Consider the following 17793-nt stretch of genomic DNA (forward strand, 5'->3'; position numbering starts at 1 on the left):
GCCTTTGTACCACGGTATGGCACGGCCCTGACGGAAGTGTCATCGGCCTACCGTGCCCTATTCTGCGCGCTGCTGTCCCCACCAGATTCTGTGGCTGCGACAAGCAAGCGGTCAAAGCTCGTTATTCCGTAGTCGGGAGGGGTGGCACTGATGGCGATGCGCGTCATCCAGACCACGTTGTCCACGCGCTTTATGGCAGAATTCCGCGACTGGGCAGGCGGTTGCTCCCTAGTCGCCAGAAGCTCCAGTCCGGGAACACCGTTGACGAGGAGGGGCAGGGGTTTGCCTGTTTCGATCAGCGACCTGAACTGCTTCACCGACAATTCGTTGGCAATATTTCCTGTCAGTCCCACGAGTATTTCGTTGACCGTGCCCGTCAGTCCTTCGAGGCACTTGCGCTCAGCGGAGGCCTTCCCCCTTATTGCGAGTACCGTGAAAACGACGGCGAATGCAGCGGCGAAGACCATGAAAGCTCCGCCGCCCCTGAGGACCGGCACGAAGATCATCAGGATCAGACCTACAACAGCGCCGATCACGGCAAAACCAAAGAACATGCTTCCGACGCCGTTTGCTGGCCGGCCGCTCCACTGTTCTGACGTAAATGCCTTCAGGACGCGGGACTCCGGCTGTCGATTGGTCATCATTTCTCCCCTTTCGCTTCGAGCAGGGCCTCGGCCAGGATGATGGCCTGCCGTGCGTCCTGGAGATCGCTGCGCAGGCCAGGGTCCGGGTTTACCGCTGCCACTGCGTTCGCCGTTCCGCTGAGTTCGCCGATCGCCCTGCTGAGGTTCTCGCGCTCCTGCGAGAGCATCCGGGATGACGTCAGCTTGGTCCTGCTCTTCTCCAGCGCCTGGAGGGATCTGTTGATTTCGTCCCAGCGCGCCCGGACGGCGGCTAATCGAACATCGACCCGCTGCACCCGGTTTCTGAATAGGGGCTCCATCTGGAGCGCAACCTCATGGAGCTCAACCAGGGCAGTTCTCCGTGTGGACTTTCCAGCGGTACCCGCTAGCAGCTCCTCGCACACGTGAAGCCGCTGCTCCCAGAGCTGAAGACCCGTGGTGTTCTGCCTCATCAGCAGAGCCAGGATTTCAACAATTTCGTTTAGGGTGTTGCGCCGGACCTTGAGTTTGGCACTGGCGGCATCAAGACGGCCAATGAATTCCTCGTAGTTATCCACCGGTCCCGTACTTTTGGCCGGCCATGGCGATTTGCCTGGCCCCGGCATCAAGCTGCACCTACCTCGACGCCGCTGGCCCTGGTGGCGCTGCCGAAGTTCCACTCCCGGAGGGACTGGGATCGTTCTGGTTCTCGGAGCAGTTTCATCGTCTTCGATTCGATCTGGCGGATGCGCTCACGGGTGACGCCGTAGACCTTGCCGATGGCATCGAGGGTCTTTTCCTCGCCGTCGTCAAGGCCGAAGCGCATCGCAATGACGCCGGCTTCCCGTTCCGTCAGCGTGTCGAGGACCGCATGCACTTCGGCCTTCAACTGCTCCTTGGCGATCTTGTCGAGAACATCAACGCCGCATGGATCGATGAGCTGGCCTGCCAATGATTCCAAACCACCTTTGCCGTCCGGAACGAGATAGTCCAGGGAAAGCACGGGCTGGTCCAGTGACAGAAGATGCTCCACCTTGTCGGCCGACTGATCCGTGTATTTGCCGAGCTCGGCAAAGGTGTACTCAACGCCATTCCGGAACGCATCGCGTTGGACGGTCTTCACCTTATTGATCTGCTCCACCATATGGACCGGGAGTCGGATGACCCGGGCCTGGTCGGCCAGGGCGCGGGTGACAGCCTGTCGGATCCACCACGTCGCGTACGTGGAGAACTTGTTACCCAGGGTGTAGTCGAACTTGCAGACTGCCCGGTGGAGGCCGATGTTCCCTTCCTGGATCAGGTCCAGCAGGTCCATCCCCCTGTAGACGTACTTCTTGACAATGGACACCACAAGCCGGAGGTTCGCCTCGAGCAAAGCGTCCGCAGCCCGCTCACCCAACTGCGCGATCATCCGCAGCTCCCGGTTTTCGCGGCGCCCCCGCGGAGTGCCATCCGCCAGCAGGTGCGCAGCATAGAGGCCAGCCTCGATGTCCTTCGCGAGCTCCACTTCCTGCTCGGCTGTCAGCAGATCCGCACGCCCTGCCCGCTGCAGGTAGTCCGAAACCCCGTCGTCGCTGAACCCCTCAAGCCCTTGAAGCTCCTCCAGCCAGCCGGAGTCCTCAAGATCAAACGACGTCGGTGCGCTCTCGTCGTCGTCCTCCACTGGACGTTCCACCACTGGCTCAGGCGCACTGCCGTCCTCGGCTCCCGCTCCGCTCCCGGTCGTACCCACGGTTGGCTCACCAGTCCCGGGCGAAGGTGCCTCTTCAGCTTCGGCCTGGCGGAGGAACTCCTCCAACCCGTCCTGGTCCGTCTTGATGTCGAAGAACCCAACGTTGCGGGCGAAGGGCAGGACCTTGCCCAGGAACTCCTCACCCTGGACGTCCGGATCCTCCACCGTGCCCTTGGAGTAGAGGACAACCAGGCGGCCGGGCCGCCCGTCGGCCTTCTTGCGGATAACGCGGCCGAGCCGCTGCACCATCTGCCGCTGGCTGCGGTTGGCTGCAACGATGATCCCGAGGTCGGCCTCCGGGACGTCGATGCCTTCATCGAGGAGCCGCGGCGCGGTCAGAACCTGTGATGCGCCGGTGCGGAAATCCTCAAGGCCCTGCCGGCGGTCATCCTTGGCCATGCCGCTGAACACGGCCGACGCCGTCGATCCGAGGGACGTATACAGCTCCTGTGCCCGCCGGGCTGAGTCCTGGGTCTGCGTGAAGACCAAGGTCCCGCGGGACCCGTCAACCGTTCCCTTCAGAGCTGCCAGCGCCAAGTACTTTGTCTTCGCCTCCGCCAGCAGGGTGAGCCGCGAGGACATTGCCCGCATGTACCTGCGCGCGATGGTTGCTTCCCGGCTGGGCGAATCCGAAGCGGCCAGCGCGGCCACGGCAGTGATGAACTGGGGGAAGGGCCGCCGCGGGATGCCGGCGTACGTCTCGAGGTTCCGTGCCGCCTCCACCATCACGGTAGAAAACTCGTCGTAGTCAACCTGTTCGGAAGGGGTCAGGTCAACGCCAACCAAAGCGATGTCGAACGGGGCGATGACCTGGTCCTTCAGCGCCCGGTCATACCAAAGGTTGTAGATGACGCCGCCGAAGTAGGGCGTCAGGAGGTTCTCATGCTCGCCATCCGCCCGTTCGAACGTGGCTGTCAGCCCAAGCCGCCACGCATACCCTTCCTGCAGCGCACCCGTGAACATGGGGGCCGCATAACGGTGGCACTCATCAGCAATGATGAGGCCGGCCTTGTGGGAGCGGAGCGTCTCCCGGTTGGATGCCGAATGAACGATGGCAACGAGGATGTCGACGTTGTCCAAGGAATCGGAACGGCCGTCACCGAGGGCGCCACGCCGGGCAGCGGGCAGATCGCGCCGGAGGGACACCAGCCATTGGCGCTGGAGCTCGGCCGTTGGCACCAGAATCAGGACTTTGATGCCCTGCCGGACTGCCTCGAAAGCTGCGGCAATACCAACGCGGGTTTTGCCGGAACCGGTAACGGCTTCCACGACGCCGCGGCGCGCATTCGAGTGCCACGCCTTCAGGGCTTCCTGCTGCCAAGGGTACAGAAAGGCGTAGTCGTAGGAGGCAGGCACCGCCGCGGGCGGGGCCGCGACGGGCACCCGCGGAAGCGTCGCCATCGGGTGGGACCCGGCGTCGGCTAGTTCTGGCATTTCATCCCCCATTGGACGGTTCTGATCTGGTGCCTGAAGAGTATGGCGAGGCACTGACAATTCAGGTGAGCAGCGCCACTACCCGTCTTCCAACATTGGATTCCAGGCCTGGCTGCGGGACAGCGCGAGCTTAAGTTCGCGGCCGCCGGCCTCCTCCAGCAGCCCGGAATCACCCACCACCACCAGCAGGCTCCGGGCGCGGGACAGTCCGACGTAGAGTTGTTCCCGGGCCCGGCCCATGTCCTTGAAGCCGTTGACGCAAAGGACAACAACGGAGCGTTCCAGGCCCTTGAAGCCCAGCACATGGCCGTAGAACTCACCCTCGTTGGCGTGGAAGTCCCGCCAGTACTCCTCCGTGGCGCCCCGCTCGAAATAGTCCAGGTGGATGGGGTGGCGGTCCTTGGTAGTGAGGAGCGCGATCTGGTTGTTCGCCCAGCCCTCGTCAATCAGCGCCTCAACACAGTCCCCGGCGACCTCGAGCGCGTCCTCGGTTGGGCAGTCCACGAACCGTACGGGCAGACCCGTGCTGCCGCGGGGCTTGAAGTATTCGCCGGCGAACGGCTTGAACGTCTCAGCGATCTTGACGGTGTTCCGGAGGTTATCGTCGATGTGGATGGGCACCAAAGTGGCCATCGGACCGTTGGTGAGATCCGCCGTCGCGCCTCCCCAGCGCTGGTAGACGTCCTGCCGGTCATCCATAAAGGCGTACACCTCACCCGCGGCGGGATCGGTGGTGCAGGCGAGGAGCGCGTCCCACCACAGGGGCGCGAAGTCCTGCGCTTCGTCGACGACGACGGCGTCCAGCCGCTCGTGCGGCGCCATTCCGGCTGCCAACTCCTTCAGGAGGCGGGGCATTTCGACGTCGAAGTAGTCCTGCCCGGAACCGTCCGGAACGCCGAGCCCACGCACGTATTCGTGGAACTCGCCCGTGAACACCGGCTTAGCCTGGCGCCTCCATGTTTCGACGCGGTCCTGAAGGTATTGCCCTAGGCCCTTGTTGTAGCAGAAAAGGCCTACCCGTTTGCCCTCTTTGCTGAGCATGCGGGCCTTTTCGACGGCGAGCCATGTCTTTCCGCTGCCGGCACCGCCCGTGAAGCGGATCCGGGGGAGCGAGCGGGTAGCCTGGAGCAGCACGGACTGGCGCTCAGTGAGGTGGTCCTGCGCTGCCTCGTCCTCCTGGGAGGTGGTGGAGGGTACGACGGCGGTGTCCAGGTTTCCGCCCAGCTTGTGGATGATGCGTTCCAGGAAAGCCGGGGCCAGTGGGGCGGCGCCGCCGCCTTCGGTCTCGATCGCGTGCCGCACGAGGTCGGCGGGGGACTTGTTGTCGGTCTGGTCGAGTATGAGCGTCCGGGCGCAGCCTGCCATGGTCCAGCCGGCCGGCACAGCGGTGTACGGCAGGCTGACCAGGTAGGCACAGCGGCTGCTTATGGGGGAACCCAACTGGTCCTCGAGCCACTTCTTGAGGGCATGGAGTGAGCCTTGGGACTGCGCTACCGGACTTTTGATCTTGCGCTTGGTGTTTCGGTCCGACTGGTACCACTGGCCGTTGTCGATGGAAACCTGTCCGCCCTTGACCTCGATGGCGGCCATCCCGACGTTGGGCCAGAGGACCAGCAGGTCAATCTCGTATTCGCTGCGGCCGTCCCGGATGTGGACGGAGTGGGCGAGGATGCAGTCATCGGGGAGGCTGTCCTTCAGTGCGGTCCAGACGGCCTTTTCCGCCAGCTGTCCCTCGCCGAACTCAGGTTCTTCCGGAACGCATCGCATTTGCCGCCTCCATACTGATGAACCGGCCTCCCGGTTTCGCACTCATCCAACGTTAGCGGGGGCCGGGCGCTTCACCTTCGCGACACGAAACGAGGTAACGTACTTGAATATCAGGAGCGCGATCTGGCCGCGTCTTTGAAGGGGGCCAAACCAAACTGGGCTCGGATGTCAGCCAAATCCCGTGTGTTTCGCTCGATCTGTTTGACCTGATCTCTTTCGATGAACCAGGCAATGATGCGGACTGCGATCACGAGTGGAAGCAACAGTAAGAATGCCCAGCCCGCCGCAATGATGAAGTCCGGCATGGTCGAGAACGCGTTCTTCAATGCGATGACGTTGTTCAGGCTTCCCGTCAGACTGCTCAAAATGTCATTCAATGTATCGGTGATCGACTGGAAGAACGGCCCGGCAGACAGCTCGGGACTGTCAAGTGTTGGATCTTTCCCGACAGACCAGCGCGGGTCTGTGAGGTGGGCAAGGATATAGAACACTACGGCCAGATTCGCCACAGCGTATGACACGGTGGCAGCAAGCAAAGCATTGGCCGCCCTCGCGGCAATTTTCCATGCCGAGGACACGGGAGCGCCAATGACAAAGAAACCGCCGACAATAAAGGCAGCGACCCAAACAAGATTTTTGAATGTATCAACACTGAAATCGCTCAGCATTTCCATGGCACGTTCCATCTTCCTAATGCAGTGTAAGAACTCTGGCCGTTGGCCGCAGAGTTTGGCCCACCCGTGAAGGTCAGATTCAATATGACTTAGTCGGGCGGGCCGGACTATCAGGGGCGTCCCATGGTCCAGCTCAAGTCTGGAGCTTCGACAGGTATGCGGCCAAACCGCGTGACGTTGACGATCTTGGCTTGGCTTTCCGCTGTGGGCAGGACGACTTCATCCCGGAAGCTGTTCACGCAGCCAAGCCCATATTTCGCTGTTCGACAACGCCTGCGGCCATTCGCAAGGTCTCGTGTGCCGGAAGCTCGGCTTCCTTGTGCCTTCGGGACATCACTGCCAGCCGGTCAGCGAGAACGTTCAGTTCATGATCGGCGTGGCCTTTGACCCACTGGAATTGAACGTCGGCAAATGCGGCCAGGACCTGGATCCGTTGGATCTCGTCGCGGCACGCTGCGGTTGATTGTCCGGGCTGAAGGCGGTTGTCGTTGAGCATCCTCACGGCTGTGAGGTTGTCGGAGGAAACGGTGACGGCGCAGCGTCCGTCCAATACGCCGGTGTACGCGTTCTTGGCAGCACCGAGAGCCAGCCGAATCGCCCGAAGCTCGCTTTCCAGGATGCTTCCGCCGCCCACGGCCTTCAGGCCGGGGCGAAGCGGCAGGCCTTTTCCGAAATCCAATACCCAGCCGTGCCCTGCCCAGGGAGTGCGGTGTCCGATGGAGGCGTCTGTGGCAATCTCTAGCCGGTAGAACAGTGCACCAATCCTCTCGGCCACGGCTTTTTCTGTCACCACGACGCCTGCAGCGGGCGGGTAGGAAAGATCAACAGGAAGCCCAAGCCCCAGCAACCGTTCGCGCGCAGTATCCACAGCGGAAAAGACGGGCTCGTTCCCGCCCGCAGCCAGTTCCGTAACGGCGCGAGCGGCTTCCGCGTAGGCTTTGCCCCAATGCGGCCCTGCGGCGGCCTCGGTGATCCAGCCCGACCGCACTCCCAGAACGGCAGCTTCGACCGTTCGTGCCACCGCCCACAGGATAAGGCCCCGTCGAGAAACGATCAGCACTGTAAGTCCGGAACGCTTTGCGACAGCTTCAGCGGCCGAAAGGACTCGGCGCGACGGCGGAGTAGGGAATGGCATGTGGGCCTCCTTGCAGCAGATCAACGGTTGCTGGGAAGGCTATAGGCGGTCACTGACATTCGTAGCGGGTGTACTTCCCCGGCGATGCCGAATGTCAGCTCGCGCGCCGCAGGTTCCGGACTTTTCCGCCGGGCTCGAAGTCCAGGATGACGCCCCCATCGGGACCGGGGCCGCCGGGGAATTCTCCGCTGTGCCACCGGACTTTCTGTGGATCAGGGCAACTCCGTCCGTGTACCAGGCCCTCTAGTATCTGGTGCCCAGCCTCGAGTGGCGGGACGCCCTGCTTGTGCCAGTTTGGGACTTCTTCGTCAGGCGCTGACCAGCCGTTTCTTTTGAAGAAGTTAGCATCAATTGGCCACTTGTCCGCGGGAAGGAACTTCTCCGACACGATCTCGCACCAAACACCGTCTGCACTTGGGGTTGCCTGTGCATAGGGTCGGTTCGGCCCGTCAGCTTCATCGCCGTAGTCGATACTGAGGAATGAATTCCAAGGCATGTTGGTCAGGGCTTCACAGACCATTTCGCCCGCCCGCGCCCAGCGTTCTTCGGCAAGGCCTTCCTCCCGGAGCTGCTTCACCATTCCGGCGAACTCACCTTCAACTTCGGAGGGCATGACCGCACCAATCACGGACTCCCAGGCGCCAAAGTACCGCCGCATTGCAATCACTGATGGACGGTCGCGTCCGGCGGCGGCTTCGGCCGTCACCCAGCTGTCGTAGCTGGCCACGTCTTTCGGGGATCCGAAGTCGCTGTATACGGTCATGAATGCTCTGGAGGCATCCGCATAATCGGAGGGGATAAATTGAGTCGGCGACGGGAGCGTCAGCCCGGCGGCCTGCAAGGCGGATGTCCAGGACCCTCCTCCCATGCCCTCGCGAAGGGCCCGTGCCGGTACCAGCCACTGTGTCACTTCAGCGCTGCCAGGTTCTTGGTTCAACGCTTTGAATGTATCCATGTAGGCCGAATAGGAAATCCCGCTCGCGTCCCCGGTGCTGACCGCCCTAGCTGTTGTTTCGACCATGGCAATAATCTCGGCGATGTGGGCTTCAGGATAACCAATCAGAATCTGACGGAGCTCCCCCATGTCGGGCAAAGGAACCTTTCCAAGTGCGAACTTGAAGTCGGGCACAACCTTTCGACGGCGGCCGACAACATAGAGCAAACTGAACCTGTCGCTGGGAAGCGAAAACGTGTCCGCTTCGCTGATCACATGTATGTTCATGGATGATTCCGGGCTGCGGAGCAGGTCCACTGCGTTTTCGAGGTCAATGGAGATTCCAAGAGCTACAAGGACCTTGGGAACATCCTTGCCTTCAATGCCCGCATCCAACAACTGCCAGACGAGCTCCTGATTCTGGTGAAGAACTTCGGCAGTGTCAGCGCACCGGTTCTGGAGCGCCTGGAACCGCTGTTGCTCTCCCCGTTCTGCAATTCTGCTACTTAGGACACCCAACGCAGCCCAGCTGCTCATGTTCGCAGCTTCTGCGATCGACCAGAGCGGATCTCCCGCCAGGAAACCCACGACAACTTGCGCAATCATTAGTTGTCGGTCCGTGGCCGGTGATGGCTCAGATTGTGCGGAAGTCATAGTGCGGTCTCCCCTGGGCATTGTGCAGGGTCTGGATCTCTCCGTGAAGCGCATGGCTCACGCTGACTCCGCGGGACGGTCCGGGACATTTAGAGACGCGTTCCGACATTCCACCTCAACTCCTTCGGCTCGACCGCATGGCGGCCTCGTTGAATGGCCAGAAGAATTTGGGCAGCGGCTTCCGTTCGCGGTATCCCTTCCTTGAACCAATTGGTGTTTTCCGGGCTGGGAGCCGACCAACCGTTGTCGGAGAGCCAATGCGTGCTCATGCGCCACTCGTGAGACGGAATACCCAGATCGGAGACGATTTCGCACATAACTCCATTGCTGCCAGGCGTCGCCCGAGCATAGGGCGCGGCGGTGTGACTGTACTGGATGTGCAAAAAGGAACCGGATGGCAGTGCTTCGATTGCTTCGGCAACGAGGTTCCCGACGACCCGCCATTCTTCGAATTCCCTAGCTTCCCATTCCGCCAGCTCTTCCTCCGTTCCCCAGCCGGAGTCGCAGTCAATGTACGTGGGCTCACCGGGCTGCGTATCCTCCGGGTGACCCGACGGGAGAATGGCTTCCATCGCCGTTTCCCAGCTGCCGTAGTGGCGGACCATCTCGACGGCGGACGGCCGGTCGGTGCCCATGGCAGAGTCGGCAACCACCCAGCGATCGTAGGTCCCGATATCCATCGGAGAGTCAACGCCCAGGCATTCTTCCGTGAAGTGGTCGAGAGCATGGAAGTAGTCGTCCCGGCCCAGACGGGCTTCGGCGGAGGGAAGTGCCAGGCCCACTGCCGTTAGTGCGTCTTCCCAAAAACCCCGGCCGTAGCGGCCCCGCAGCGTAGGTGCAGGCACGGGCCATGGAGCCGCAGGATCCCGCGTGATCATGCCAAGTTCACGCGTGACTTTCCGGGCGGTGTCTTCATATTCCTGATAGGCGAGAGTCGTGATATTCCTGGTCTGGATGGCGCGGGCAGAGGCTTCGATGATCGCCAGGATATCTGCCAGATACCGGTACGGGACCTCCGGGCGCAGCAGGTGCCTGAGTTCAGCCACGGCGTCGAGCGACATCTTTCCGAGCGCCAGTTGGTAGTCGGGTTCGATCCCGTGATGCTTTCCCGCCACGAAAAGAAGGCTCAACTTGTCTCCGGCGCGGCGAGGTTCAACGGGTAAGGGGCCGCCGGGAATGCCCAACAGTTCGATGGCCATCTCGATGTCGATCTGGGTGCCCAGCGCCTTCAGGATCGTGGGGATGTCCGTTCGGGCAATACCTGAGGCAGACAACCGGTCCACCAGTTCCTCTTGGGCCAGGAGCGCGATGGCCGTGGCTACGCTTCGCCGCCGGACGGACCGGAAACGTTCGAGCTCGTCGGACTGGTCCAAGATGGAGACCATCGACTTAGCCAAATCGGATATTTCTACGCCATGGGCGGCGGCAATGGTCCGCAAGGGATCACCGCTTCGGTAGGCTCCCTGCTTTGCTGCTGCCGAATCATCAGGCATGTCCAGAAACGCCCATAAATCAGAAACGGACCCATCCACTGTTTCCCCCAAGTCCGGCACCTACCCCTTCACCGAACGGACTGCGTCCGCCCAAGTGCCGTAGATGTTCCGGACCGAAGCTCCGGACGGCCTTTCGCGGCCAGCGGCTATCTCCTGCTTAACCCAATTGTCGTAGCCCGAGTAAGTTGCCTTCGTTTCCGCTGCCGAGGCATAGAAGCAGTAGTCACGAACAGTGTCGTCGTAGTCTTCGCGGGTGAACTTCAGCAGTCCCTTTGAACGCCCCTGTTTTGTGGTCCCGATTCCCATCGCTTCCAATGCCTCATTCCAGCCGCCGAAGCGCTTCATCACGGTTTGCCGGGTGGGCGGCCAAGGGAATGCTCCCTGCCGGGACACCAGACCCAGGGCCACCACAAGCTCTTCACGGAGCTCCTGGTAGCGTGCGCCGGTGATACTCGCCAACGGGTTTTCCGCGACAAGCTTGTGGGCGGCACCAATCACGCCAAGGATGGTGGCCACGTCGTCGGGCGATGCTTCGGCGGATTCCAGGGCTGCCCGCAGCTCGTTCATGAGGGACAGATCCAGGTTGACCGCTGCCCACTCACGGTCGGGTGAAAGGTTCCGGTCCGAGCCCAGCAGGAACCAGATGCCCGCGGCGAGGGCTTCCTTGGAGAAGATGTCATCGATCTGCGCTTTCGAGAAGAGAATCGCCGACCCCCTCAATGCATCCTCGGCCAGATCGACGTCGATCGCCGGGTACAGCGCCTGGAGCTTCAGCACTGCATCGGGCCTGGTCACACCACGCTTGGCCATCTGTCGGGCAAGATCCCCGTACTCTGCCAGGAAGGCTTCATGCGCGTCGCGTGTAGCCGCCTCTCGTGCTGCAATCCGGTTCCTACGGGATTCCTCGGCGTTCGTCCCACCGACTTTGGCGATGATCTGCCGGACCCGCTCGCGGGTGATGCCGAAGCTCTGGCCGATGGCGTCCAGCGTCTCGCCGTCCGCGTAGCGCTCAACCATTGCAGCATCGCGCTGCTCCCGGCTGAGTTCAGGAGTTGTTGTCATGGTCATATTCCTATCAGCAGGCACGGACATTACTTAGCAGCAGTGGGCGTGGCTCCGCCCTGGAGCGAATTAGTGCCGACACCGCTGTTCCTCAGCACCCGCATGAACACCGGATTCGGGCGGGCGCCAGGCAAAACGCGCTTCAGGTCCCCCAACGCTTCCATCGCAGAAATGCCGGCCACCCGCGCCCCGTACAGCGCAGCAACAGTTGGCGTCCGGGACTCTGCCCGGACACAGTGCAGCAGTACTGTCTTGCCCTCCGCGCGGTAGCGTTCGACGGCGCATCCGGCCTCCTCAAGGACAAAGGCCGGATGCGCGTTGTCGTCCTCAACAGCGGAATCGACGACCCAAAAGGTCGCGTGGTCTTCAGCAGCCACGCCCGGCACGTCCAACGTGCCCAGCCGGCAGAGCGACACCACGGCGTCGATCCCCAGCTCAACCACACGCTCAAGCGAGTCGACACCGCCCAGCCACACACCGTTGTCGTGCGGATGCCGGACCAGCGCGTCGGTGCGGCTCCACATGCTGTAGTCGTGCCGTTCAGCGCGCGGCCAGTACGTGGACCGGTGGCCTTCGCCCCGACCCAGCTCCATGCCCAGGACCATCAGCTCACGGGCCCGCAGTCCCGGCCAGCCGTGCATCCGCTGCCGCCACTCGAACGGCACGGCGGTGTATCCGTACGCGGCGCCCAGCAGCCCGCCGGCGATGGCGGCCACTGTGTCGGTGTCCCGCCCGCCCCGTACCGCCTCCTCCAAGGCAGCCCGAAGGTGGGCGGGACCAACAGCGGACAGACCGGAGACATGGATGGCGCTCCATGCCCCCTGGAACGCCTCAACCACCCAGCCGTTGCGGGTGAAGTCGCGGGGCCGGGACCGCTCGGCCGTCTCGATCCGTTCCAGCCACAGGGAAGCACGAGCGGCGGGCAGCAGCGGCAGCCCGTCCCGGACATCGAGCAGCCCGGTGAGGACTGCATGGCGGATCGCCACGCACCACAACCCGCACGCCTCCTGCGCATCAGGATCGGCATGGGTCAGGGCGCTCAGCACACCCGCAGCAGCCATCAGTTCAGATGGCTCCCGGTCCAAGTACGCGAGAGCCAAAGGAGCAGTGCGCATCAGCGACCCGTTGCCGGCGCTCCGTCCGGTCCGGGCATGGAAGTCAGCGGCGGCGGCAGTGAAGTCCGCGGCCTCAACCTCGCGGCCAGCAGCGACAGCCAGCCGCCGGGCAGCAGCGATGACTGCACTCGTCTGCGCACCCACGTCCTTCGCCTCGCCTGCCCAGCAAGTCCACGCCCGAACCACAGCGGTGAGCCCCGCGGGGGAGGAGGGGCCGCCGTCGGACGCGGACTCCAGCAGCGCCTCGACGATCGGGATCACCATGGAGGTGTCGTCGGTCCACTCGGCCGGCGCGAACCCGAACGGGCCGCCGCCCTTCATGGTGACTTCGGTGCCGTCCGGCAGCGGGGCGCCAAACTCGTAGCCGGCTCCGAGGGCGTCGCCGGCGGCCAGGGCGACGAGGACGCCGGCCGCGCGGTCATTCTGCAGGGAGTTCAGTTTCATGCCATCTCCATCAGGGGGTGTTGGGTGTTCCAGCCGGTCAGGTGGGCCAGCTGCGGGCGGCGCTGGGGGAGTGCGACGGCGATGCCGGCGGCGGTGACCGCTCCGGCGGCGCGGGTCACGTTGCGGCTCCGGAGGGAGCCGTGGTTCCGTACCTCCACAGCCGCGGCGCCGCCGTCGAACGTTCCGAAGTCCATCGCCTGGACGCGGGCAGCGAAGTCGCGGGCTCGCTGGCCGGGCATCGGCCCGGACGCCAGTGCCTGGGGTGGCAGGAGCTCAAGGTCCAGCAGCGCCGACTCGATCAGTTGCCGGTAGTGGCGCCGGAAGAGAGTGTGGGTGCCGAAGACCTCCAGGAGCAGCGGCTGCCGGCCCAGGCCGATCACCACGCCGCGCTGGCCCTCCAGGGGAGCGGGTGCGTCCGCGGCGCTGAACCGGTTCCGAGCCTCCTTGTCGTCCTTGAACCAGTCCATGTGCTGGAGGAGGGAGCTGGTGGCGGAGGGGCCGCGGGCGGCGTCGAAGCGGCGGACCCGTTCCCAGATGCGGTCCTGCCGGCTTCTTCCGCGTTGCCCGTTCAGGCCGTTGGCCAGCTCTGACCACACGTTCAGCGGCGCGCGGCGGGCCTGCCGCCGGTGGTTGGATTGTCCGGCTTCCCAGCGGCCAGCCTCGACACAGAAGGTGTCGATGTCGCGGCTTTCGCCCGGGCCGAGGACGACGTCGCGGGCGCAGGTCCGGTGCTGCTGGCCGCCTTCGAGCAGCTCGCCTTCCAGCAGCAGTGCCGGGTGCGGGCCGTTGTTGGTGACGGTCAGGCGGGACACCTGGGCGCCGCTGGCGAGTTCGGTGACAGCGACGTCGGCGTGCGTGCCGGTACTGATGCCGAGGCTTCCCGGTGCCGAGGTCCAGACGGGGAAGATGCTGAGCGGGCCGAGGCTGCTGCCGGCGCCGACGTAAAGCTGCGGGACTTTCATGGGAACCTCCGGTTGATTTATCGCATTTCTGCGCTAATCGGTCCCAGTATGCACGGGTTGCTTCTTTAGCGCAAGACTGCGATAAATGGAGATGTGAAGGATCCCAAGAACACTCCAGGCCCGTCCCTGCTCGACTACCCGCGGCCGTCGGTGGCGGTGGATACGGCGGTGCTGACCGTCTCCGACGCGAGCGTGTGCGTGCTGCTGGTGCGTCGCGCGAAGGACCACCAGCACGGAAAGTGGGCCCTGCCAGGAACGTTCCTGCGCGAGCGCGAGACCCTGGCGGACGCGGTGCTCCGGTGCCTGCGGGAGAAGGCGGGGATCTCCGGGCGGGTGCCCCGGCAGCTGCAGGTGTTTGACGAGCCGGGCCGTGATGACCGCGGCTGGGTGCTGTCAGTGGCACACGTGGACGTGGTTCCGCTGGCGGCTCTGGAGGAGGCGTTGACGTCCGACGGCGTCCGGCTGGCTTCCGTGACCGGGGAACCGGAGCTGATTGCCGGACTGCCTTACGGGCACGCGGATATCGTGGCCAAGGCGGTTGAGTGGCTGCGTGCCGCTTACGCTGAGGCTCCTGATCCTGGTGCAGTATTGGGTGAGCCGTTTACGTTGAAGGATTTGCGGGAGCTGCACGAGGCGGTGGCGGGTGCCGCATTGATGCGGGACACATTCCGGCGGTTTATGGAGCCGAAGCTGTCCGTTACGGGGCAGATGTCCGACGGAACGCGGGGGAGGCCGTCGCGGTTGTGGGTGAGGCGACGCTAGATCTGTAAAGCTTTCCGATCACTCCTGATTGTTTACGGGACAAAGGACCTAAGCTGGCTAAATCTCCTCTTGATATGAGGCGTTTTCTGACCAGCCTAAGGTCCTCAGCATTTCATCGATCACACCGACCACGCTACTGTCGCCAACAGCTGCTGGCAGGGTCTTTAATTTGAGGATCTCTCTTCTCAGCTGTCTTTCTTTCGCATTAAGGCCCATTTCATATTTAGGTGCCAAGAAGTAGAAGTGACTTGCGGTTGAATAGCAGGTCAACGCGTCCAGGAAGATTTCGAGAGTTCGGGCGGAATCCCCCGACATGGGATGTTCCATAGAAATAAAAGTCAGTTTGTCTTTCCACGCGAGCTCTTGGAGAGGGTCTGTGTTCAGAGTGAGCACGGTACCGAGACTCGCGGGTCGGCCAGGATCGTGAGGCATGGCCCGGCGGACGTCGTGAACGATTTCATGGAAATGATCATCCTTCAAACCGAAACCTACGAACAACAAATGATGAGTCATCAGATGGGCTTTGACGAGCGCCGACAAGGCCTCCCGGTTCGCATTGAAACCGAGGTAGTCGTCGCGAGTGAGAACGATGGAGTCCGGCTGTGAAACGGAACCATGAAGCTTCAGGAGCCAACGCGAGTCGGTATCAGCGTAGGTATTCATGGAATCCTGGGGGATGACGGCTCGGCTTCGTCCGGCATCTGCGCTTGCTCGCTCAAAAAGTGAATCGTAATTGAGTGTGATCGCCCCATCGGATGGAAGATTCGCCAGCAGGGTAGGCGCCAGCCCGTATCTTTCGACCCGAACGAATGCCGACACAAGCGAGCCAAATGGTTCCTTTGGCTTTTCAGCGCTTGAAGGCGCTGATTCGTACAGTGACTGCAAGATATTGGCTTGGTCAAGAGGGCTTAGCTTCCGAAACTGCTCAGCCATTCTAGGATCTAGTCCCACGCTTTCGGCCAAGTTGTCGAGTAGTCCTTCCCATGAAGGTGCGCCTGCCGTGACGCTTACCCCGGACCCCAGGAACGGGACTAATCGCCCCTTTTTCGCTTTTTGAGCAAGCGATTTAGCCTGGTCCAAGTGTTCCTCTGATAGTTGTGACCAATAGTTCGTCACATTTGTTCTACGGATATCCTGCGCTAGGGCAAACGCTGCCTCGTCCCGAAGAACCAGAACGACATCACAACCCAAGGTCGGCAACTCGCGAACGATTGTGCCGAGAATGGCGCGCATAATCTCGCCTCGTTGAAGGTCGCCCCCTCCCGCCGCTGTTCCGAAGAACGGAAGGGCTAGTAAGGGTACTACTCTGGTCTGTGCCGTTTCCCTGCGTGGCATCGCAGACACTGCGCGCGCGGCCTCCCGGAGGAAGGCTGAAATTCTCGGGCGCAGTTCGTCGGCCGATTGAACACCTTTGACAGGAACGGAAGTGAACACAGGAAGCGGGTCAGTCTCGGGCCAGTTTAGAGCGGCTGCCGCAAAGCTTTTCCCTGCCCGGAATGACGGACCTGTGCTTAGACGGGCAGCCTCGGACAGGCCAGCAACGCTGCCTGTCCAACCGGGTTCGATATTCAAATCTTCATCTGTGGGAGCCAGCCAGCAGTCGCAGCGGAGGTTCTGGATGTTTCCCATTGTCACGAATAAATGCGATTCAAGCATGCGTGCCATGACGGTATCTTGTCATAGCCGACAGACGGTCTTGCGCGTTTCACGGGAATACCGTCTCCAGCAACCATGCGGTGCGTAGGACTATTTCCATGAGCCTGATCGGAGCGCCATTCCGAGGGCGGTCAAACGGCGACTTTGAACCGGCAGTAGCAGAGGGTGGGAGGCTACGGTTGCTCCATTGATTTCATCTTTCGCTTGCTAGTGACCTTCATGGAGCCACTCACTCTGCGGGGTCTGAAGTGCGGCGCCCAAGATCGTGATGTAGCCTGGCCGAATCAAGCGAGATTGTGGGGAATTGGGGTGGCATGGCAAGCAAAGTAACGGATTGGTCCGAGGTTGAAGTGGCAGCAACTGTCGGAAGCTACCTAGAAATGTTGCGACAGGAAGTGTTGGGCCAGCCATACGTGAAGACGCACTTCCGGAAGATGCTCTTACCATTGTTATCTAACCGTACCGAATCTGCTGTTGAATTTAAATACCAGAACATCTCCGCAGTGCTGATGAAACTCGGGTTACGGCCAATTCGCGGTTACCAGCCAGCTCAGAACTACCAGCAGTCCTTAATTCCCGAAGTTCAGCGCCAGTTGGCAGCCACCCCGTCCCTTATCGAGCTCGTTCTGGCAGAAGCTTTACAAGCACCGACAGCCAGCCCCATCGGGACGCTGGATTTCAGTAGTGCTGGAATCCCCTCGATCATCTTCCCCAAAGCATCGAAGTGGACTAGCGAACAGACGGGACGGCCAGACTACGCGGCGATTGAAGCAAGAAACCGTGCCCTCGGTCTCGCCGGCGAGCTCGCTGTAGCTGACCTCGAATATCGGCGCCTGGTCAAAGCAGGAAAAGCCTATTTAGCTCGAAAGATTGAGCACGTGAGCCAGTCACGGGGAGACGGGGACGGCTACGACATCCTTTCCTTTGAAGATAGCGGTAAAGAAAAGCTTATTGAAGTAAAGACCACTAAATCACGCGCGGAAACTCCATTTTTTGTAACCGCCAACGAGCTGAAAGTGTCCAAAGAGCAATCGGACATCTACCAACTGGTTCGGGTTTTCAATTTCGGGCATAACCCTGCGTGGTTTGGGTTGCGCGGCAATCTCGAAGCCACCTGCGTCCTTGAACCGAACGGTTTCACCGCACTGCCGCGTCCCGCCTAGGTCAACCAACCTCGTTCAACCTAGATGCCGAGTGGTCTAGAAGGCCGTATCAGGATCAAGCGAAAACCGGCTTCAACGGGTTCTTGCGGCGTTACCTTGGTAGTGGTAAATGGTTTTCTAGTTGCTGGATCGACCGCGTCCGCGACTCGGGGCTCATGGCGGGGTGTGCTGCAACACTGGCATCAGTAGTGAACGCGGCGCAAC

At 61.9% G+C, this 17793-nt stretch carries 14 protein-coding genes; 2 read left to right on the top strand and 12 right to left on the bottom strand.

From position 1 onward, the window contains the following. Positions 1-47: 47 nt before the first annotated feature. From M8J71_RS01060 to M8J71_RS01110, 11 genes are all read right to left on the bottom strand, one after another. Positions 48-644: a hypothetical protein gene (locus M8J71_RS01060; RefSeq protein ID WP_256246166.1), complete on the bottom strand. Its 597-nt coding sequence runs from the start codon at positions 642-644 to the stop codon at positions 48-50. Continuing rightward, positions 641-1180, bottom strand: coding sequence for a hypothetical protein (locus M8J71_RS01065; protein WP_256246167.1), 540 nt, complete (start codon positions 1178-1180; stop codon positions 641-643). The genes M8J71_RS01060 and M8J71_RS01065 overlap by 4 nt, the downstream gene beginning before the upstream one ends. Before the next feature lie 47 nt (positions 1181-1227). After that, a complete protein-coding gene (locus M8J71_RS01070; protein ID WP_256246168.1) occupies positions 1228-3768 on the bottom strand; it encodes a sigma-70 family RNA polymerase sigma factor in 2541 nt (846 codons plus the stop codon). A gap of 78 nt (positions 3769-3846) precedes the next feature. Next, positions 3847-5535: a nuclease-related domain-containing DEAD/DEAH box helicase gene (locus tag M8J71_RS01075; protein ID WP_256246169.1), complete on the bottom strand. Its 1689-nt coding sequence runs from the start codon at positions 5533-5535 to the stop codon at positions 3847-3849. Between the two features lie 110 nt (positions 5536-5645). Beyond that, entirely contained in the window at positions 5646-6209 is a 564-nt protein-coding gene (locus tag M8J71_RS01080) for a hypothetical protein (RefSeq protein ID WP_256246170.1), read from the bottom strand. A 235-nt stretch (positions 6210-6444) separates the two neighbouring features. Beyond that, positions 6445-7344 carry a ribonuclease HI gene (locus M8J71_RS01085; RefSeq protein WP_256246171.1) on the bottom strand — a complete coding sequence of 300 codons (900 nt, stop codon included), beginning with the start codon at positions 7342-7344 and terminating at the stop codon, positions 6445-6447. Positions 7345-7438: 94 nt separating this feature from the next. Then, positions 7439-8986 carry a TY-Chap domain-containing protein gene (locus M8J71_RS01090; RefSeq protein ID WP_256246172.1) on the bottom strand — a complete coding sequence of 516 codons (1548 nt, stop codon included), beginning with the start codon at positions 8984-8986 and terminating at the stop codon, positions 7439-7441. Between the two features lie 35 nt (positions 8987-9021). After that, entirely contained in the window at positions 9022-10425 is a 1404-nt protein-coding gene (locus M8J71_RS01095; protein WP_256246173.1) for a TY-Chap domain-containing protein, read from the bottom strand. 60 nt (positions 10426-10485) lie between these two features. Further along, positions 10486-11487: a sigma factor-like helix-turn-helix DNA-binding protein gene (locus M8J71_RS01100; protein WP_256246174.1), complete on the bottom strand. Its 1002-nt coding sequence runs from the start codon at positions 11485-11487 to the stop codon at positions 10486-10488. 29 nt (positions 11488-11516) lie between these two features. Further along, positions 11517-13046 (bottom strand): ADP-ribosylglycohydrolase family protein, encoded by a 1530-nt coding sequence (locus M8J71_RS01105; RefSeq protein ID WP_256246175.1) that lies wholly within the window; start codon positions 13044-13046, stop codon positions 11517-11519. After that, the gene (locus tag M8J71_RS01110) at positions 13043-14008 is read right to left on the bottom strand and encodes an ARPP-1 family domain-containing protein (RefSeq protein WP_256246176.1); all 966 of its coding nucleotides are present in this window, start codon (positions 14006-14008) and stop codon (positions 13043-13045) included. The genes M8J71_RS01105 and M8J71_RS01110 overlap by 4 nt, the downstream gene beginning before the upstream one ends. 93 nt (positions 14009-14101) lie before the next feature. On the opposite strand from M8J71_RS01110, the gene M8J71_RS01115 reads away from it, so the two are divergent. Then, on the top strand, positions 14102-14770 hold the full coding sequence (locus M8J71_RS01115) for an NUDIX hydrolase (RefSeq protein WP_256246177.1): 669 nt from the start codon (positions 14102-14104) through the stop codon (positions 14768-14770). A 57-nt stretch (positions 14771-14827) separates the two neighbouring features. Here the strand turns inward: M8J71_RS01115 and M8J71_RS01120 are convergent, their stop codons facing one another. After that, positions 14828-16426, bottom strand: a complete 1599-nt coding sequence (locus tag M8J71_RS01120) for an SIR2 family NAD-dependent protein deacylase (RefSeq protein ID WP_256246178.1) — start codon at positions 16424-16426, stop codon at positions 14828-14830. 314 nt (positions 16427-16740) lie between these two features. On the opposite strand from M8J71_RS01120, the gene M8J71_RS01125 reads away from it, so the two are divergent. Then, positions 16741-17589, top strand: coding sequence for a DUF3883 domain-containing protein (locus M8J71_RS01125; RefSeq protein WP_256246179.1), 849 nt, complete (start codon positions 16741-16743; stop codon positions 17587-17589). The last annotated feature ends 204 nt before the right edge of the window (positions 17590-17793 follow it).

It is taken from the genome of Pseudarthrobacter sp. R1, from assembly GCF_024494415.1.
Taxonomy (GTDB): domain Bacteria; phylum Actinomycetota; class Actinomycetes; order Actinomycetales; family Micrococcaceae; genus Arthrobacter.